The 19,437-nt window shown below is 41.1% G+C and carries 15 protein-coding genes and 1 pseudogene; 4 read left to right on the top strand and 12 right to left on the bottom strand.

The genetic code is table 11. The features are described from left to right. Positions 1 to 26: 26 nt before the first annotated feature. Positions 27 to 1,856, top strand: coding sequence for a DEAD/DEAH box helicase (locus H3302_RS04915; RefSeq protein WP_182396209.1), 1,830 nt, complete (start codon positions 27 to 29; stop codon positions 1,854 to 1,856). Positions 1,857 to 1,945: 89 nt separating this feature from the next. Here H3302_RS04915 and H3302_RS04910 read toward each other — a convergent pair whose 3' ends face one another. The 9 genes and pseudogenes from H3302_RS04910 to H3302_RS04870 form a co-directional block, all read right to left on the bottom strand. Further along, the gene (locus tag H3302_RS04910) at positions 1,946 to 2,608 is read right to left on the bottom strand and encodes a transglycosylase domain-containing protein (protein WP_182396208.1); all 663 of its coding nucleotides are present in this window, start codon (positions 2,606 to 2,608) and stop codon (positions 1,946 to 1,948) included. After that, complete coding sequence (locus H3302_RS04905) at positions 2,587 to 3,081, bottom strand: hypothetical protein (RefSeq protein ID WP_182396207.1); 495 nt, start codon at positions 3,079 to 3,081, stop codon at positions 2,587 to 2,589. Before H3302_RS04905 ends, H3302_RS04910 begins: the two co-directional genes overlap by 22 nt. 113 nt (positions 3,082 to 3,194) lie before the next feature. Beyond that, complete coding sequence (locus H3302_RS04900) at positions 3,195 to 4,754, bottom strand: AbgT family transporter (RefSeq protein ID WP_182396206.1); 1,560 nt, start codon at positions 4,752 to 4,754, stop codon at positions 3,195 to 3,197. Positions 4,755 to 4,902: 148 nt separating this feature from the next. Continuing rightward, complete coding sequence (locus H3302_RS04895) at positions 4,903 to 5,178, bottom strand: YfcL family protein (protein WP_036969913.1); 276 nt, start codon at positions 5,176 to 5,178, stop codon at positions 4,903 to 4,905. A 2-nt stretch (positions 5,179 to 5,180) separates the two neighbouring features. Further along, entirely contained in the window at positions 5,181 to 6,323 is a 1,143-nt protein-coding gene (locus H3302_RS04890) for an ATP-NAD kinase family protein (RefSeq protein WP_182396205.1), read from the bottom strand. Beyond that, positions 6,313 to 6,867, bottom strand: a complete 555-nt coding sequence (locus tag H3302_RS04885; RefSeq protein ID WP_036969921.1) for an elongation factor P hydroxylase — start codon at positions 6,865 to 6,867, stop codon at positions 6,313 to 6,315. The genes H3302_RS04890 and H3302_RS04885 overlap by 11 nt, the downstream gene beginning before the upstream one ends. A 101-nt stretch (positions 6,868 to 6,968) precedes the next feature. Next, positions 6,969 to 8,558 (bottom strand): annotated as a pseudogene (locus H3302_RS04880) (HD-GYP domain-containing protein); the annotation flags it as partial. A gap of 973 nt (positions 8,559 to 9,531) precedes the next feature. After that, entirely contained in the window at positions 9,532 to 10,692 is a 1,161-nt protein-coding gene (locus H3302_RS04875) for a GGDEF domain-containing protein (protein ID WP_051501806.1), read from the bottom strand. 187 nt (positions 10,693 to 10,879) lie between these two features. After that, positions 10,880 to 11,530, bottom strand: coding sequence for a glutathione S-transferase family protein (locus H3302_RS04870; protein ID WP_182396204.1), 651 nt, complete (start codon positions 11,528 to 11,530; stop codon positions 10,880 to 10,882). Between the two features lie 101 nt (positions 11,531 to 11,631). Here H3302_RS04870 and H3302_RS04865 point away from each other — a divergent pair, with 101 nt between their 5' ends. Continuing rightward, positions 11,632 to 12,474 carry a LysR family transcriptional regulator gene (locus H3302_RS04865; RefSeq protein ID WP_182396203.1) on the top strand — a complete coding sequence of 281 codons (843 nt, stop codon included), beginning with the start codon at positions 11,632 to 11,634 and terminating at the stop codon, positions 12,472 to 12,474. Here H3302_RS04865 and H3302_RS04860 read toward each other — a convergent pair. Continuing rightward, positions 12,461 to 14,473, bottom strand: coding sequence for a winged helix-turn-helix domain-containing protein (locus H3302_RS04860; protein ID WP_182396202.1), 2,013 nt, complete (start codon positions 14,471 to 14,473; stop codon positions 12,461 to 12,463). The genes H3302_RS04865 and H3302_RS04860 overlap by 14 nt on opposite strands. Positions 14,474 to 14,602: 129 nt before the next feature. On the opposite strand from H3302_RS04860, the gene H3302_RS04855 reads away from it, so the two are divergent. Continuing rightward, a complete protein-coding gene (locus tag H3302_RS04855; protein ID WP_182396201.1) occupies positions 14,603 to 16,609 on the top strand; it encodes a fused MFS/spermidine synthase in 2,007 nt (668 codons plus the stop codon). 68 nt (positions 16,610 to 16,677) lie between these two features. On the opposite strand, the gene aroC is transcribed toward H3302_RS04855, so the two are convergent. Continuing rightward, positions 16,678 to 17,775: a chorismate synthase gene (aroC, locus tag H3302_RS04850; RefSeq protein ID WP_036969935.1), complete on the bottom strand. Its 1,098-nt coding sequence runs from the start codon at positions 17,773 to 17,775 to the stop codon at positions 16,678 to 16,680. Positions 17,776 to 17,836: 61 nt separating this feature from the next. Beyond that, positions 17,837 to 18,772, bottom strand: a complete 936-nt coding sequence (gene prmB, locus H3302_RS04845; RefSeq protein WP_065978781.1) for a 50S ribosomal protein L3 N(5)-glutamine methyltransferase — start codon at positions 18,770 to 18,772, stop codon at positions 17,837 to 17,839. Positions 18,773 to 18,873: 101 nt separating this feature from the next. Between prmB and smrB the strand changes: the two genes are divergently transcribed. Continuing rightward, a complete protein-coding gene (gene smrB / locus H3302_RS04840; RefSeq protein WP_036969939.1) occupies positions 18,874 to 19,431 on the top strand; it encodes an endonuclease SmrB in 558 nt (185 codons plus the stop codon). The last annotated feature ends 6 nt before the right edge of the window (positions 19,432 to 19,437 follow it).

The raw sequence follows: 19,437 nt of genomic DNA, 5'->3' as shown, positions 1-19,437 counted from the left end.
CTCTTTAAATTCGTTGAGGCGTATTAATGTCAGAACCAGTCACGTTTGAATCTTTAAATCTTTCTCCTGCAATTTTAAAAGCAGTTGAAGAGCTAGGTTACAAGACTCCATCTGAAATCCAAGCTCAATGTATACCGTTATTGCTAGAAAGAAAGGACGTACTGGGACTAGCGCAAACGGGTACAGGTAAAACAGCAGCATTTGCACTGCCATTACTAAATAATATTGACCCGTCTGTGAAACAGCCACAGATCCTTGTTCTAACGCCTACGCGTGAACTTGCGATCCAAGTAGCTGAGGCATTCGAACAATATGCTAAGCATACTCGTGGTGTAGAAGTTTTAGCCCTTTATGGTGGCCAAAGCTACAGCATCCAATTAAGTGCACTTCGTCGTGGCGCGCAAATCATTGTTGCAACGCCAGGCCGCTTAATCGACCACATTAACCGTGGCACAATCAAATTCGAGAGCTTACAAGCCCTTGTTCTTGATGAAGCGGACGAAATGTTACGCATGGGTTTCATTGATGATGTAGAAAGCATCATGGAAAAAACACCGCGTGAAAAGCAAACATGTCTTTTCTCTGCAACCATGCCTAAGCAAATCCAAAATATCAGCAGCAAATACATGAACGAGCCTGAGCAAGTTCATATTTCAGCGCGTAACTCAACAGTATCGACTGTTGAGCAAGTATTTTGGAATGCACACGTACACAAAAACAAAGCGATCGTGCGCTTCTTAGAAGCTGAAGAATACGATGGTGCGATTGTTTTCGTACGTACACGTAATGACACAGTACAATTAGCTGAATTACTTGAGCGCGAAGGTTTCTCTGCCGCACCACTTAATGGTGACATGAACCAACAAGCACGTGAACGCACTGTAGAGCGTTTGAAAAGTGGTTTACTTGATATCGTAATTGCAACCGACGTTGCAGCACGTGGTCTAGATGTTGACCGTTTAAGCTTGGTAATTAACTACGATATTCCACAAGACTCTGAAGCCTACGTTCACCGTATTGGCCGTACAGGTCGTGCGGGTCGTTCAGGTAAAGCGATTCTTTTCGTAAAACACAACGAGCGTTATTTACTTAAAAATATCATTCGTCATACGAAGTCTGAAATTGCACAAGTAGATTTACCAACAGCGAAAGTTGTTGAAGAAAAACGCATCAAAGCATTGCAAGACAAGTTGACTATTGCACTTGAAAATAAAGACATCACGTTCTTTAACCAAGTAGCGGCCAACATGGCTGAAAAGCTTGAACTAAGCTTCGAAGACTTAGCAGGTGCCTTACTGTGTTTAGCGCAGCAACAATCACCAATCAAGGTTGAAGAAGTTAAAGTTCAACCGCGTGGCGAACGTACAGAACGCGGTGGTGATCGCCGTCGTAACGAACGTGCTGACCGTGGTGATCGCCCTGCTCGCGAACGTAAACCACGTGAGCCGCGTGAACGTAACAGCCGCAGCATGGGCCCTATGGATACATACCGTATCGAAGTAGGTCGTGAGCACGGTGTACAAGTTAAAAATATCGTTGGTGCGATTGCTAACGAAGCAGATATCTCAAGCAAGTTTATTGGTGACATTCGTCTGCACGACAGTCACAGTACGGTACAATTACCGCAAAACATGCCTAAAGATGTGCTTGATCACTTCCAAAAAGTGTTTATTTGTAAACGCCCAATGGGAATGACACTCACCAAAGCTGAAACCGCTTCTGAGCGCCCAGAGCGCAGCGAACGCCCAGCAGGTGAGCGCAGTGATAAAAAGCGTAGCTTCAAAGACAAAGACCGTGGTGAAAAACGTAGCGGCCCTCGTAAAGAGCGTCGTCCAGTAAGCTTCACAGCAAACTAAGCGTTTAAAGCTAACGACTAAAAAAACCTTGTCATGAGAGTGACAAGGTTTTTTTGTGTCTGTAATAAAAAGCACCTACTGTTCTCAATTCATATACTCAGCTCATTTCTCTCATATTTGTTAGTTTTCTTTTTATTTATAGCGTTATACTTAATAAGAATCCACTCAGTTCTTTTTTCAAACTTTTTATTCCAATCTGCATTTATTGTTGTTGGCTGAGGATACTTAAGACGTGCAATTACCCTTGCGTAAAAATTGAGATCATATCTTTTAGGGTCGAGTTGATTGCAAAGCTCTGAATAACCGTTCATTGAAGTACCAAAAAATGCAATAGACAAATAACTTTCTGCTATAACTTTTTTTTTCAGTTTAAAACTAACTAACAAAGCTAATAACTGTTCGACTATTTTACGAGTCGCTGTTCTCTCATAACGACCTGTAACAGTTCGAATAAACTGTTGTTCAATTGTACTCGCACCTTGAATGCTACCTTGTAAAGTACTAAGAATGGCTCTTCCCACTCCAAAAAAGTCCACTCCATAATGAATCAAATTACGTTTGTCCTCACCTAAGTAAAGACATTGAATTAATCGCGGATCAAAATTTCTCTCTCTGTTTTTTGCTTTTTCAATACATAAATTATAACAATCCCTCGTCTTACAAATATTAAGGATGTAGAAAAGCACTGACAACAATGCAAAAGGCATTGATAAAGTAAGATATAAAATTCTTAAAAAGGTTTTCTTTGCCAAATTGAAAGTCCTTCTTGGTTGGCTACAAAAGAGTTAAATGTCCCAACAAAATTCTGCTTGTTTACGTCAAGAATAAAAAAGTTTGTAGATTCTCGACCTTTACCACGTTCATTTATGTGTATATGCATACGATCTTTACTAAAATAATTTTTTTCATACACACCAGTTAAACTTCCTCTAGACCTATTCTCACCGATGTATTCTCTTTCTCCTGTAGATGATATTTCATATACTTTCTCAACTGTGCCATATAAGTGATTACCTTCTCTCCAAACTACAGCCACGTATCGTAAAACCATATTTTCATATGGTTTATAAGCAGTTTTTTGAGTAGTCATATCAAAATACCATGTACCTGAAACATCAGCTATTCCGAAACACTTTTCACGAATCCAGAAAAAAAATATTGCCAAGAAAACCCCTCCAACTATTGTTGATAAAGTACCAACAAAAAAACTTTCTAGAAATCCCATTTTATCTCCCTAACTCAATGGTGCATTACAAAATCTGATTAAAAGGATATTTAAAAAGCCTCGACATAAGATGGCGAGGCTAGCTATTCGTTGTCTATGTTGGATATTGGACGTTAGGAGCCCATTGCTGGGTACACGTAGCTTGACTGTAGGCCGAGTGGGATGCCTAAGCCCCAATATGCTAGTAAGAAGATACTCCAGCCAATTAGGAACGCGATAGAGTACGGCAGCATCATGGCAATTAAGGTGCCGATACCTGTGCCTTTAACATACTTCTGGCAGTACACGACAACCAATGGGAAGTAAGGCATTAACGGGGTGATAATGTTTGAGCTTGAATCACCCACACGGTACGCTGCTTGGGTTAAGTCTGGCGATATGCCTAATTGCATTAACATAGGCACAAAAATAGGCCCAAGTAATGCCCATTTTGCCGAGCTTGAACCCACAAACAAGTTTACGAACGCAGTTAAGAAAATAATACCAATCACGGTTACAGAACTGGGTAATTGCATGGCTTTTAACAGCTGTGCACCTTCAATTGCCAGTAATGCCCCTAGGTTTGATTTACTAAAGGCCGCGATAAATAACGCACAGAAAAACGCCATTACTATGTAATACGCCATGCCGCCCATTGCTTTACTCATGGCATCAATCATGTCTTTAGAGCTTTTGAACGTGCCAACCACAAAGCCATAAACTGCACCAGGTATCCAGAACAGTAGGAAAATTAGTGGCACGATAGACTGCATCAAAGGTGAACGGAAGTTAGTCAGCGAGCCATCGGGGCTGCGCATAGCTGAGTCTGCGGGAGCGGATACAAACCAAAGTAAAGCAAGGCCTGCTACCATCACTGTGCTTGCAATATAAAACGCACGCTTTTCATCGCTACGCGCTTCATCAAAAGCGGGTAAGTCTTCGGTGTCACCATCAAGTGGGGTATTTTGTAAGCGTGGTTCAATAATTTTATCGGTAATGTACCAGCCTAATAGAATAATGAATAAGCTTGAAGCTGAGGTGAAAAACCAGTTATTTAATGGGTTAATCGCCATATCAGGATTAATAATTTGTGCTGCACTTTGGGTAAAGCTTTGCAGTAATGGATCGATACCTGATGGAATGAAATTGGCACTAAAGCCCCCACTCACGCCCGCAAAAGCCGCGGCAATACCCGCAAGAGGATGACGACCCATCGCATAAAAAATAACCCCAGCAAGCGGGATAACTAACACGTAGCCAGCATCAGTTGCGGTGTGGCTAACAATCGCCACTAAAATAATAGACGGGGTCAATAGCTGCTTAGGAGTGACTTTTAGCATTAGCTTTAAGCCCGTATTGATAAAGCCTGAATGCTCAGCAACCCCAACACCTAACATTGCAACAAGCACAACACCTAAAGGAGCAAAGCCTGTAAAGGTTTTTACCATCGACGATAAAAAGGTGGCTAAGGAATCACCCGCCAACAAATTATGGACAACAATGGCCTCGCCTGTTCGTGGGTCTATGGCGTCAAATGTCATGCCCGAAAAAAGCCACGACAGCAGCCAAATAAGTAACATGGCCACTAAAAAGATAATGGCCGGATCAGGAAGCTTATTGCCTACCCTTTCAATCGTATTTAAAAAACGTGCGATTGCTCCGCTTGGTGCCTGCACATCATTGTTATTATTCATTTTCGAATTCCCTAGAAAAATTTCTTGCTTACCTTATCGCATCCGCGTTAAGAGGTAAATTTTAAGTTAACTAAGCTATCCGATTTGGGTACTTAAACTATATAAAAAAAGCGGCCAAAGCCGCTTATTTAAATAACATCAACACCGATTAGGCTAATGCTTTTACTTCATCCCATAAACGAACCACTAATGCTTTATCATCTTCGTTAAGCTCCCCATTACGGTATGCTTTAACCAGGCTCGACTCGACTTGGTTATTAAGCTCGTCGGTTGATAAGTTTAATTCTTCAACTTGCGCATACCCTACCGCCAAATCAAAATGGCCTCGTAAATAGCCACCAGCAAATAACTCATCATCGGTTGCTTTATCAACTAAATCATCAAAATATTGCTGCGCTGCATCAATATAATTTACTAAACTCATGGTTATCTCTCCTCTGGGTGCAGCCCATCTTGATGACCTACTGCATACATTATATGGTCATTAAAACCTGTGGTTACTCGAATATAACCACTTAATTCATCGTCTAACTCACTGTCGCCAGTATCGGCAATCAATGGGCGGCCATTCAAGGCCTGTAATTTTGTTTTGGTTGCGACCACAATAATATTATCGCGGCCGATAGCACGAATAAGTGCTGGACTGAGCTGTTGATTTCCACGACCAAAAATATGGCCCTGACCACCGATCAGGGTGATCACTAATTTAGTCGGTTTACCGTGTGTTAGCTCCAGTAATTGCTGTGCAGTTAAATCCTGAGCAATCAGCGCTTGGTCTGCCACTAAATCAACACCGAGTAAGGTATTCTCTAGGCCCATTTCTTCCATAATGGCAGCAACTGTTGAGCCACTGCCCATGACGTATAAAGTCTCTTCATCCATGTCAGACACCACATAAGCAGCAATATCAGCAAGCACTAACTCGTCGGTTTCTTTACCACCATTTTTAACCGCTTGCACGTAACGTACTTCGCTCGGCACTTGCATTTCACCATACCGCTTTGCTTTTACAGTGCCTTCGCGAAATGCGGCTTCGTCGATATCCATCACGTCTGCATCGCCTAAGCTCACCAACTCACCTTTTACAAGCATTTCAACCACTCGGCCCGCAGCTTTTGGGGTAATAGCATACACACCTGAATGAATTTTACAGCCTGCGGGAATGCCCAACACGGGTGTAGTGTCGCCAACAGCATGACAAATATTTCGGGCTGTTCCGTCACCGCCTGCAAATAAAATAAGGTCTACGCCTTGTTCTACGAGACGCTTTGCAGCTTGCTCGGTGTCATCCGGCGTCGTAACGTCGCCACTGTGATAAATAACCTGGGTATTAAAGCCTAATTGGGTGGCTGTTCGCTCCCCCATTTCACCATTAACGGTGTATATAATGAGCGAGTCTTGATACGCAAGTAATGCTTCAAGTGCTGCACGGGTGCGTAAATTTGCTTTGGGTTCTGCGCCGAGTGCCATGGCTTTCGCTGCTGTATCAGCACCATCACTGCCTTTAAGAGCTACACTGCCACCAAGCCCTGCAACAGGGTTTACAATTAAACCTAACTTAAACTGCATCAGATAACTCTCCTGGATGTTGCCATACAAATTGTGCACTTGTCAGTGGCCACGGGGTCTTATAAAAATCACTGAGTGCTTTTAGTAGTGCGTAAGTTCGTTGATTAAAACCAGACGCTAGTAAACTTAATAGGTGCTGGTGAACACGCTGCTGAAAAGCAAAACGACACGTTTGTTCGCCATTTAAATTATCGACCGAAACATTAAAGTCAAACCCTGCCGCAGCGCTAAGCGCCCATTCTATTGCTTGGGGTTTAACTTCTACCGCTTCAAACTCAGCTTGCTGATGTTTATCACGACCATCTGGACAATACCAATAGCCATAATCTTCAAGTAAGCGGCGTTTTTCACCTGCCACCAGCCAATGGGCAATTTCGTGGAGTGCACTGGCGTAAAAACCATGCGCAAAGACAATTTGATGATAAGTCGTTTGCTCATCTGCAGGCAGGTAAATAGGCTCGTCAGCACCTTTAATTAAGCGCGTGTTATGGCTTTGATAAAAAGTGCTGTCAAAAATAGCGATTAAATCGGCAATCTGATGCATACTGGCTTACATTCATCTCGTTAAAAGCGTTACAACAACGCACCAAAAACGAGGCGAATTGTACGGACTTTTCAGCCTAAAGTAAAAACAACCCCTCTCGGTTAGAGGTATTTTGCGATATCGACGTTATCTATTTGTTCAGGGCTCAAATAGCGTTTTGCGTATTCAAGGTAAATACCTGAACTTAAAAACAGTTTAAATACGTCACGATCAATATGATCGTCATCGACCATTTTAGCTAAAATATCAATAGCAACACTCAATGGTTTGGCCTTTTTATATGGCCTATCTGCTGCAGTGAGTGCTTCAAAAATATCAGCAAGTACTAACACTCGTTCAGGTATCGATAAGTCATCCGCTGATAATTTACGCGGATACCCCGTGCCTTTTAAGGTTTCGTGGTGGGTCGATGCATAGCGCGGCACACGGGCTAGCTCTTCAGGGAATGGCACATTATTAAGCATACGAATCGTGCTGATAACGTGTTCATTAATTTTAAATCGGTCTTCTGCGGTAAGTGTTCCACTTCTAATTTGTAAGTTATATAACTCACCTAAATTATACTTGTATTCAGGAACCGACATTTTTATACCTAAATTAGCATCGTATTCCACAGCCTTGTGGTGCGTAATTAGGTCACTGGGTTTATCACTTAACAGCGTTTCTTCAACAGGTAAAGATTGCCCCTTTAAATCTGCAAAGCGCATTTCTTCTAGAGGCGATAAACCAAGCGTTGCATCGAAATGCCGATGCCACTTAATACACGCAACGTCTTTTAAGCGTGCAAGCTGCTCATCATCCATAAATTCACTTCCCACATTGCAAGTAGCAATGAAAGCAAAGTCAGCATGTAATTTGTCTGTTTCAGCGTCTAACTGCTGTTGCAGTGTCTCCTCGTGTGTTGGGTTTTCAAGCAGCTTTTCGTAGTAGTTTATTTTAGCGTCGCGCAGCAACACTTCAAAACGTGTACGGATTTCATGAATACGATTATAAATGGTTTCTAGTTTGGTGCCTTTGTCTACAATGTGTTCTGGCGTGGTAATTTTACCACAGTCATGTAACCACGCTGCCAGTCTAAACTCACGTTTTTCATCTTCGTTTTCAAATGCAAACTCTGCAAAGGCGGGATCTGTTGAATCAGATGCAGCATTTGCAAGCCAAATGCCAAGCTCAGGGACACGTTCGCAATGCCCTGCTGTATAAGGTGATTTATCATCAATCGCTTGGGCTATAAGTTCAACAAACGATTCCATGAGTGCTTTTTGTGAGTTTTCGTGTTTCTCTATAGAGCGGCTCATATCAACCATTGAATTGGCTAAATAATGAATTTCGAGAATGCTACTTGACAGAGTAGACACATTTTTATACTCGCGCTGCTGAATTTTTTTGTTCTCACCAACAAGCTTTAAAATTGGATTCACAATTGATGATGCAAAAAACCACGATATTGGCAGTAGCAGTAATAAACATAAACTCGTTATTAAAATAGAAATCCGAATTTTCTCGCGAATGACCGCAAGTACATCTTCTTTTGCTACCAATACAGTGAAGAAATCGTCATTGTCAGCTTGCATGTCACCGCTTAATGGTAAGGGCACGACAAACATGTATTTTTCTATCCCATTTTCATGTACATCCAGCATTTTGCCAAACTGATGACGCTTATTTGCAAGGCCTGTTTTTTGGTCATCAAGCTTAATAAGCGCTGATAAATCGTCAAAGGTATGCTGATGGCTTTGCGTTCTACTGCTGGCAATAATGTCACCACTACCCTGATAGACATACATTTCGGCGGAAACCAAAAACTGCATTTTAGTCTGTTGCTCAGTTAAATACGCACTTAAACTCGAACTTGCTATATCCACCGCAAGCACATCGCCGGTATCATCTGACTTAATCGAATAGGTATAACCCGGTACGTGGTAAACATTAAACATGTACGGTTCAGATTTGGTAACAACCCCACTTTCTGCGTCTTGAAACCATATTCGCGTTCGTGGATCAAAATCGGTTTGTTGCTCTTCTGCTTTACGGACTGTCAGTTGTGAGTCTAAAAATAACATCGACTTACGACGCTCTTCACCTTCCCCCGATACTTTAATGACCAGCCATTTATACTCATCTTTTATATTCAAGCTGGCGGGTAAATTTGCATACCCTTTTAGATTAATAACTTGGAGAAAATCACCATTCGCACGCCCTAAAATAAGTGAATAAAAATCTGTGTGGCGACTAAGTACCTCTATGAGTACATTTCGAAAAATCTCATAGTTACCTTGGCTTTGTGAAAATAGGCGTGTGTCATGAACCATCACGCTGAGGGTGTTATCTGCACGCTGATTTATACGTGTGATATGATCAGCAATCTGCTGGCTTGTTTGCTTAAATTGCTGAGCTTTGGTGTGCAATACTAACTTTTCACTGAAGTAATAATGCAAGCTAATCGCCACAATTCCCGTTAAAAGACTGGCAAGCGCAAAGACTAAGAGAACACTCGCTCTAATTGATATTTTATAGCCTTTTTTATGGCGTGATAGCATTATGCATCTCCTTGCATGCTCTCTTTATTGAATGAATATAAGAAAAAAGAAGTACAGATAATATATACAAGTATCTTTGGATAATTACAATTTATTGACTAAATTAAACGCACCTTGGTATCGATTAAATTTTAATAACCAATTGATTTCTTCCGCCTTCCTTAGCTTGATACAAAGCCAAATCAGCTCGTGATATCACTGATTTTTGCTGCTCCTCACGCATGATGGTCAGACCAAAACTTGCTTGTATCGACAAAGAGCAACTACCTAATTTAAACTCCTCGGCATTTAACCTTGCTATCATGCCGTTTATAAGCGCAGTGGCATCTTTTAATGAACAAAGCGGCAGTACAATGACAAACTCTTCACCACCAAATCGATAGACATCATCAGCACTGCGCAGAGAGTTCGTTAAAAAAGTCGAAAAGTGCTTAAGCACGGTATCCCCCATTTCATGTCCATGGGTATCGTTTACGCGTTTAAAGTAATCAATATCAGCTAAAACGACACACACATGTTTCGTTTTATTTTGCTGCTTAATTAATTTTTGATATCCCTCATAGTTGTTATCAAACGCACGCCGGTTAGGCAGCTGTGTGAGCGCATCTTTAAATGCCTGTCTTTTCATTTCATCTGCAAGTTGACTTAGCTGAGTGTTACGAACAAAAAGCTGCCGACGCATTAAATGCTCATGAGCCGACATAACGACCCCTGCAAAATTAGCGGATACATGTGCCAACCCAACCATATAAAAAGTATGGCTACTTACATCTTTATTAAAATAAATAACGGTAATTGCAAATGCACTGTAAGACACACCGATTAAGGTGGCATTCTTTAATGACAATAAAGTAGAGAAATACATAGTGATCAAAATAATCACATCAAAAAACATATGCAGGACATAATGGCGCTCAAAGGTGAACACCATAAATTGCATACTAAAAAATAAGAATGTCATAAACGCAGCCACCGCCTGCGATAATTGCTGTGGCGTCCGGATATAGCACACCCCAAGTGCAGTGATCACACAAACTGCAACAGAAATAGTCCGGCTAAATAATGCAATACCGGGCCAAAAGCTGGGTTGAATTATCATTTTATCGGAATAGGTCACCAGCATAATCATAATGGCGGTGATACAGGCAAGAAACTGTGCAGTTTTTTTATCTTGCTCAAGCTTACTTTGAGTAAATGCTTGCTCAACTTGCATAGAGTTGAACCGACAAAAGTAGCGTGCAATTGACATATCTTGATTTAATAACTTTGCACCGAATGTGCTCATAATTATATACCTACGCAGGAACGGAAAAAGGCGAGTAATGAGGTGTTCAAATAAAGAGCAACCGTTCCATTATAGAGTGAAGAGCTTACAATTAAACTCGTTCTTTTGTATATAAATTACACACATGCACCAACACAAAGTTGCGAAAATGGCACAAAGCATAAAATTATCGCTTTGTGCGCGGTGATTAAATAATATTCTCTCCTGCCTCATCACTTGTAACAATATCTGTTTCTTGCAGTGCGTGTGCAATCCAATTCTTCAAAACAGGACACGATAGTACCTGGTCACAATAAGCTTGTGCAGGGCTTGATAATGTAACTTGGTAAGTTTTAAAGCGCAGTACCACGGGCGCAAACATCGCATCAACAATTGAAAACTCACCATACAGCCATGTATTGGACGACGATTGTGGTCGCATCGAAAATATCTCATCAATGCGGGCAATGTCTTTCTTTGCGTGTTCTGTCAGCTCAACATGTCTTTTAGCTCGAATATTCATGGGCATTTCATTTCTGAGTGCGAGAAAGCCACTATGCATTTCTGCAGCCACACTTCTTGCGTGAGCTCTTTTATTTAAGTTTTCAGGCCATGCTCTGCCATTTAGATAAGCATCGTTGATGTATTCACAAATCGCGAGTGAATCCCACACAGCTAAATCACCGTCGATTAATGCAGGGACTTTTTGTACAGGAAATTTCGTTTTTAATCTGTCATAAAAGTCTGGGGTATCTAAAACAAGTTGCTGCTCAGTAAATGATATATTGAATTTACTTAATAAATACCACGCTCTTAATGACCAACTCGAATAATTTTTATTACCAATAAATAATTGCATTTTTCATCCCTTAACGATTAGATTAATACCACTATAGAGCAGCAAAAGGCGAATTACTCGCCAATTGTTCTTATACAACCCATAAGAGAAACTGATACATCATGGATATTGATGCCTTACGAACTTTTTGTGCTTTTGTAGACACGGGCAGTTTTACCCGCGCAGCCGCACAGATTTGCCGAACCCAATCTGCGGTAAGTATGCAGATGAAAAAACTAGAACAAGACATAGGGAGTTCTTTATTTGAGAAGCAAGGACGCCAGTTAGTGCTTACCCAACAAGGTCATCAATTAGCAAGTTATGCAAAGCAGTTAATTAATCTTCACGATGAGGCCTTTAAGCAACTTCAAGCAGGCACTGGAAACCGTCGAATTCGTATTGGCTGCCCTGATGATTACGCCCATTCAATTTTACCGCGACTCGTGAATTCACTGCGCATGTTAAATACTGCGCTGGATATACAAATTAGCTGCGCACCTAGCAGTGAATTAAGGGCTAAGCTTGACCAAGGTCAACTTGATTTAGTGATTGCGACCCGTTCACCGAACTCAGAGGAAGGTTACCTAATACAATCAAGCCAAGGAGTGTGGGTGAAAAGTCCGTCTTTTAAATTAAACCCTGCAACCCCCTTACCACTGGCCTTATTTCAACGCGGCTGTAAATTTCACCAAGCCAGCATCGAAGGTCTACTGAAAGCAGAGCGACACTTTAATATTATCGCCTGCTGCGGCTCTGTGGGGGCTTTACATGGTTTAATTGAGCAAAATCTCGCAATAGGGAGCATGGCACGCATTAGTATGCAAAAGAGCGTAGAAGAAATCACCGATGAAACACTCCCCCTCTTACCAGTGATTGATATAGTGCTTTTGCATGGTAATCATGCTCATAACCCCGTCAGCCTTGAGCAACTTAAGTCTCTGATAGAACACATTAAAGTAGTTTGACTAATTTGCGCGTACGTTTAGGGTCGGTTAAGTATAAAAACTCATTCAAATCGTGTGACGCATTAATCAGCATATGCTGTTTTGGGGCTGTTAATTGCCAACTTTTGCTATTAGATGAAACTAAATCAATCGTTTGATATTTGATACTATGCGGCTGTTCTAGGGTGATAGCTAATTGCTGCTTTTCAACTGCAATTCCAATAATTTCATCTTGTTGAGACTGCCATATTAACTCAATATCACCGTCAGAATTTATGCGAAAAACTTCATTACTATTTGAAAAATAAATCTGGTCTTTATCATCTAAGTCCATACCGTAGCAACTCAAGCGTTTACCAGAACCAGAAAATGGCGTCAGCGTTAGATCATTTAAATCAAACTTAGCTGGGTGAAATGTAACCCCATCTTTTGCGCGGTAAGAGACTAAAATGGATTCTTCATTATGATACATTTCGCGTAAATAAAATGAGTGATGAGGATGTGGAATAGCTTCATAGGTCCCACTGACAATATCAATTTTATATAAGGTATCTTTGCTTGCAGTGAATACTTGCTGACCATTTTTATGCCATACAGTACCAAACAGCTCTTCGTTATCTGGATTTGCGAAGACTAATTTCTGTTTTTCATTTTCATACAAAAATAATTGTTTTAGTCCAAAGCGATGTGACTCAAATACAAATTTTGTTGAATCCGGTGAAAACACTGGCAGAAAGTCAACCGAGGAAGTATCCACCCGCTTTGTAAGTGTATTTGGATCTGTTCGTGTTTGACTGACAATATCAACATCCACATTCACTAATTCCATTAAAATTGATTCAGCAGATGAAGTGTACTGGGCATCGCGAATTATTTGATAATTATTAAACGGAATAAGCTGCAGCTCACCTTCAAGATCTAAACTTATAAGTTGGTTACGTTGGCTTATTAATAACGCTTGATTGTTTGGATGCCAACTCAAACCTTGAATACCGTTTTCTATTACTGCAATGGTTTTCACTGTATTACTAGCAAGCTCAAGCACATCGATACGGTATTTATTTTGTCCTGCTTCAAAACCTAACGCGACTTTACTACCATCATTTGATAACGCATGAACAAGTAACCAATCTTGCTCAGAAGCCGCTAGTAAGCGCTTTTTTTGTTTACTGTTTATATCCAGTGAAACCAGTTGGGTGTCATTACTTTGTTTATTTTTCTCGATAAAATAGAGTACTTCTCCAGCTCCCCAATAAATATGATGGCTCGTCAGTGTCGTCTCGGTAAAGCGATTGACAGTCGTTTTCTCACGTGCCACAAATGACGATAAATCAAGCGATAAAGTTTGGAGTGACTGATTATGCTCACTCGCTTCGACAAACGCCAACGCATTGTCTTGTGAAGACCACCCTAAGGCAAAATAACTTGCAGCAAACTTCGTGAGCCTAGCTTCTCGACCTGTAGCTAATTCCTTTAACCAGATATGTTGGTTGCCTTTATCACCTCGAACAAAGGCTAAGTGGTTACCATTATGCGATAAAGATAAATTAGATTCATTCAGTTCGCTTGACGTCAGTGGCATTAATTGACTAAAACTTGGATGCGCTTGCTTATCAGCAATCATTTGCCAAACTACAACGCCTGTAAAAACGAGTACCACGAGTAGCAACGGCAACCATTGCGTTTTTGCTTTAGTTGCTTTAATTGATTGGCTCAATTCAACCTGCTCCAAGCTATAACCCCGTTTTGGATGAGTAATTATAAATTGAGGGTTCTTGGCATCTTCTTTTAAGGCTTTTCGTAATAACGCAATACAACGCTGTACTGAGCTTGGATTAAATATTGAATTAGGCCAAACCGCAGCGAAGATCATTTCTTGGCTTACGACCTTCCCCTGATGAATATAAAGGGTATGTAATACATCCATGACTTTGGGCTCGACAACTTGCTCATATTCTTGCGATGAAATTAAACATCTGCTTTCATCAATCACAAATTTACCGATTCGATAACTCGCCACTTACTGCTCCAATAAATATTGACGAATCAAAGGTTAAGGTTTTCTTAAGAGAAACTCAAGCATTACTCCATTGTGGCTTTACTCAAACTCATAGATTGTTTTTTCATCTTTCAATAGGTAACAAAAACAATGTATAAACTTTTATCAATCGCCACTATTTTCATCAGTGCTTTTTTACTTTTTCAAATTCAGCCTCTGCTCTCAAAGCAACTTTTACCTCACTTTGGTGGAGGTGCCTCTGTCTGGTCAGCCAGCTTAGTGTTTTATCAAACAATGCTATTGCTTGGTTATTTTTATGCACACTATATCAGTCGGTACACGATTACATTACAAGTAGTTACTCACCTGCTATTGGTTATCATTGCAACACTGGTTATTTACTTACAAAACGAAATTTTTCACTTCACTGATTGGCCTCCAACTCTCGCTGTATTTGTGCATTTATTGCGAGAAATAGGCCCTATTTTTATGCTACTTAGCGCAACCAGTGTGCTTTTACAGCGTTGGTATATCCAAGCCTTTGCAAGACATGTTCCGTACCATTGGTATTCTATTTCAAACCTAGGCTCTTTAATGGCGTTAATGAGTTACCCATTTATATTTGAATTACTGTTTTCGCTAGAGCAGCAAAAGTCATATTGGCTTTTTGGGCTACTCTGCTACTGTGCCTTATTACTATTAATAATGGCATTTTTGCTAAAAAAAGACCTTAAAGTAGCCCGAAAACCTCAGTTAGCGAATAGTGCAAAGCTATCACAAGGAAAATCAATCTGGATTATTTTGAGTGCCTTAAGTACCGCGATGTTAGTGTCAACAACACATATGATCAGTACTAATATTCCACCAATGCCATTACTTTGGTCCTTGCCACTGGTGATTTACTTACTCACTTTTAGTTATACGTTTGCCAATAAAGTAAATTATCAGCGTTATGTGTGGGCGTATACGTTTGTATTTGCAGTGTTTGCTGGACTGTTAATGTTTTATTTTGGCAGCCAATTTAGCGCACTAGCTCAACTCATTATGTATTGCTCTATCTTATTAACCGCCTGCATGGTGTGTCATGGTGAACTAAGAAGTACAGCCCCTGATAACGCTCAATTAACCACTTTTTACTTTTATATTGCCCTAGGAGGTGTGCTAGGTTCACTTAGCAGTACCATGATTGCTCCTTTGCTTTTCGTGCAACTTGATGAGTATCTACTGGGGTTAGCTGTTATTTTTAGCTTTATTTGCTATTGCCAATTTAAAACCCAAACAGGTAATAAACACATTAAGTACACCCTCGTTGCAACCGCTGTTGTATGGCTCTCATGCTATTGTTTCTTAGCCGTAAACTTTAATCAGTATAATGTTGCTACGAGCCGCAATTTTTACGGTTACCTCACAGTAAAAGATATTAATACCAATACAATAAAAGAAAGGCGCTTAATAGATGGCACAACCATCCATGGCGCAGAGCCACTTGATAATAATCAATTCCTTGGTCAAAGTTATTATCATCAACATACGGGTGTTGCTAAATCTCTCACGATTTTAAAACAACAGGGCGCATTAAACATAGGTGTCATTGGTTTAGGAGCTGGTGTACTCGCAAAGTTTGTGGGTCAAGGTGACCGCCTCCATTTTTTTGAACTCAATCCTGCAGTGCATGACATGGCAAAGAATTATTTTTCTTATTTAAATAGCAGTAAAGCCAATGTGAGAGTAACCATAGGTGATGGTCGAATTGCGCTTCAAAAAAATCATCAAGAAACATTTGATGTGTTAATCATTGATGCTTTTTCAAGTGATGTTATTCCCGCGCACTTACTCACTCGAGAAGCTATGTCGCTCTATTGGCAAAGACTCAATGAAAATGGCGTGCTGATCGTGCATATTTCCAATAACCACATCGATTTATTGCCCGTATTACAAGCCCACAGCCAGCATTTTGATAAAACGTTAATAAAGTACAGTTATCAAGGGCGAGGCTTAAAATCTCTAGGCTCTGACTGGGTGGTATTAACCAGTAATCACACTTTTTTAAATGATGTTTCTATTAGTGACTTATCGCCTATAAAGCACTACGGGAATTATCAACTTGCAGAATGGACTGATCAAAAAAACAGCTTATTGCCTCTGTTAAAATTTTAAATTAAAACACAAAAAAGCGCGATGGCTTGAAACCTATCGCGCTCATTACTTTTTCTAAATAGATACTTTTAGATTGAGCCTTTGATTGGCCCATGCTCGTGGCTAACATGGGGGTTTTGGCCACGCTGGCGTAATAAATGGTCCATTAAGGTAATCGCCATCATCGCCTCGGCGATGGGGATTGCACGAATACCCACACACGGGTCGTGACGACCTTTGGTGATCATTTCAACGGCTTCGTTGCTGGTATTTATACTGTTACCCGGAATCGTAATACTTGACGTTGGTTTAAGCGCGATAGACGCAATAATATCTTGTCCTGTCGAGATACCCGCAAGCACTCCCCCCGCGTGATTTGATGTAAAACCATCTGGGGTCAGCTCATCACGGTGCTCTGAGCCTTTTTGCTCAACGACATCAAAGCCATCACCAATCTCAACACCTTTTACCGCGTTGATGCTCATTAGTGAGTGCGCAAGCTCAGCATCAAGACGATCAAATACTGGCTCACCTAAGCCAACAGGCACATTCTTAGCGACTACTTTCACTTTAGCGCCTACCGAATCACCCTGCTTTTTAAGCTCACGCATGTACTCATCAAGCGCGTCTAATTTACTGGTATCGGGGAAGAAAAACGCATTGTTTTCTACTTCATCCCAGTTATAGTTTTCGGCTTTAATAGGCCCAAGCTGACTTAAACATGCACGTACTTCAATACCATGAAATTGCTTTAAATATTTTTTAGCAATCGCTCCTGCCGCCACTCGAATCGCGGTTTCTCGAGCTGATGAGCGACCACCGCCACGATAATCGCGGATACCGTATTTATGCCAGTAGGTGTAATCACCATGACCTGGGCGAAATACGTCAGCGATTTTACCGTAGTCTTTTGAACGTTGATCGGTGTTTTCAATCAGTAAACCAATACTTGTTCCTGTGGTTTTACCTTCAAATACACCTGAAAGAATTTTGACTTCGTCACTTTCACGGCGCTGTGTTGTATAACGACTTTGCCCTGGTTTACGACGATCTAAGTCAATTTGTAAATCGGCCTCACTAATTTCGAGGCCTGCTGGTGTGCCATCAACAACGCCGCCTAATGCAACGCCGTGGCTCTCACCAAAGGTGGACACCTTAAATAACTGCCCTATGCTATTACCTGCCATTAACTTTCCTCATTCCTGGCTACTGAGACCGAGCCCTAAGGCTCGGCTTTTAAATTCGCTATTAATCGGCGAAATAATTAACAAGCTGTTGTTTGCTTATCACAAATACGCCCAAGCCACCTTGTTCGAATTCAATCCATTCAAACGGCGCGCCTGGGTACAGTGCATCCATATGTACCATAGAGTTACCAACTTCGACAAATAACAAACCGTTATCAGTTAGATGCTCTGCTGCTTCAGCTAAAATGGTACGAGTGACGTCAAGGCCATCATGTCCCGATGCTAAACCAAGCTCTGGCTCATGGTGGAATTCGCGCGGTAAGTCGGCCATGTCTTCAGCATCAACATAAGGCGGGTTGGCAACGATCAGGTCATATTTTTGTCCTGGCACACCGCTAAATACGTCTGACTGAATAGGTAATACACGCTCATTAAGCATGTAATCACTAATATTAATATCAGCAACTTCTAAGGCTTCATACGAAATATCGACGGCATCAACTTGCGCGTCTTCAAAAGCTTGTGCAAGCGCAATGGCGATACATGCAGAGCCTGTGCATAAATCAAGAATGCGGGTTACCGACTCAGGCTCTTCAAGCCAAGGAGCAAACCGGTTGTTAATTAGCTCAGCAAAAGGTGAACGCGGAATCAATACACGCTCATCAACATAAAATGGCATGCCGGCAAACCAGGCAATATTTGTTAAATAAGGCACTGGCGTGCAATCGTTAATACGTTCAGCGATTAATGCTGCTAAACGATTTTTTTCAGTGCTCGTTAAACGCGCATGCATTAGCTCTTTAGGTGCATCAACAGGTAAACTTAGTGCTGGTAGCAATAAGCTGACCGCTTCATCCCATGCGTTATCTGTGCCGTGGCCAAAGAAAATACCACTGCTCGCGAATTGACTGGTTGTCCAACGTAACCAATCGTGCAACGTTGAAAGTTCAGCAATTGCCTCGTCTAAAATTGCGTCTTCTATTTGGAAATGGTTCATGTATGTTCCTTAACTTTCAAAGTCTGTTCTGACGCGTATTGTACCGTCTTTTCAATTGCTTTTTACTCGATTTTTAGCGTTTTTTTGTTTAGACTGCCGTCATGAAAAAAGATCCCCACGACAACAATCACATCAGCACTGACGATATAGACTTATTTCGTCAGAGTATCAGTGGTGCCAAAGCATTTAAACAAGACACTATCCGATTTACTAACAAGCCTAAAGTGTCACAAGCGAAGCAATTTTCCCAGCAAAAAAAGCAACATCAGTCAGAATTTTTCTTTTCAGACGAATATGTGCCAGATATTGATACGCACGGCACTGTAAGCTATGTCAAACCAGGACATGATTCCTACTTGGCAAAACAACTGCGTCGTGGTGACTACGTACCTGAGCTAACCCTTGATTTACATGGGTTAAATAAAGAACTTGCCAAAGATGAGCTTGCAGGACTGATTCACGAATGTAAAAAACAACATTACTACTGCGCGTGTATCGTGCATGGGATTGGTGAGCGTATTTTAAAACACAAAGTACCGCAGTATTTAGTGCAACATCCCGATGTTATTGCTATGCACCAAGCCCCGCTTGAATTTGGCGGTAAAGGCGCAGTACTTATTTTAATTAACCTTCCACAAAGTGACGAATTCCGACGTTAACGTCAC

The organism is Pseudoalteromonas sp. MT33b (assembly GCF_014117385.1).
In the GTDB taxonomy this organism is placed as follows: Bacteria; Pseudomonadota; Gammaproteobacteria; order Enterobacterales; family Alteromonadaceae; genus Pseudoalteromonas; species Pseudoalteromonas lipolytica.
The sequence above is the reverse complement of the archived record's forward strand: the minus strand, read 5'-3'. Positions and strand labels throughout refer to the sequence as shown.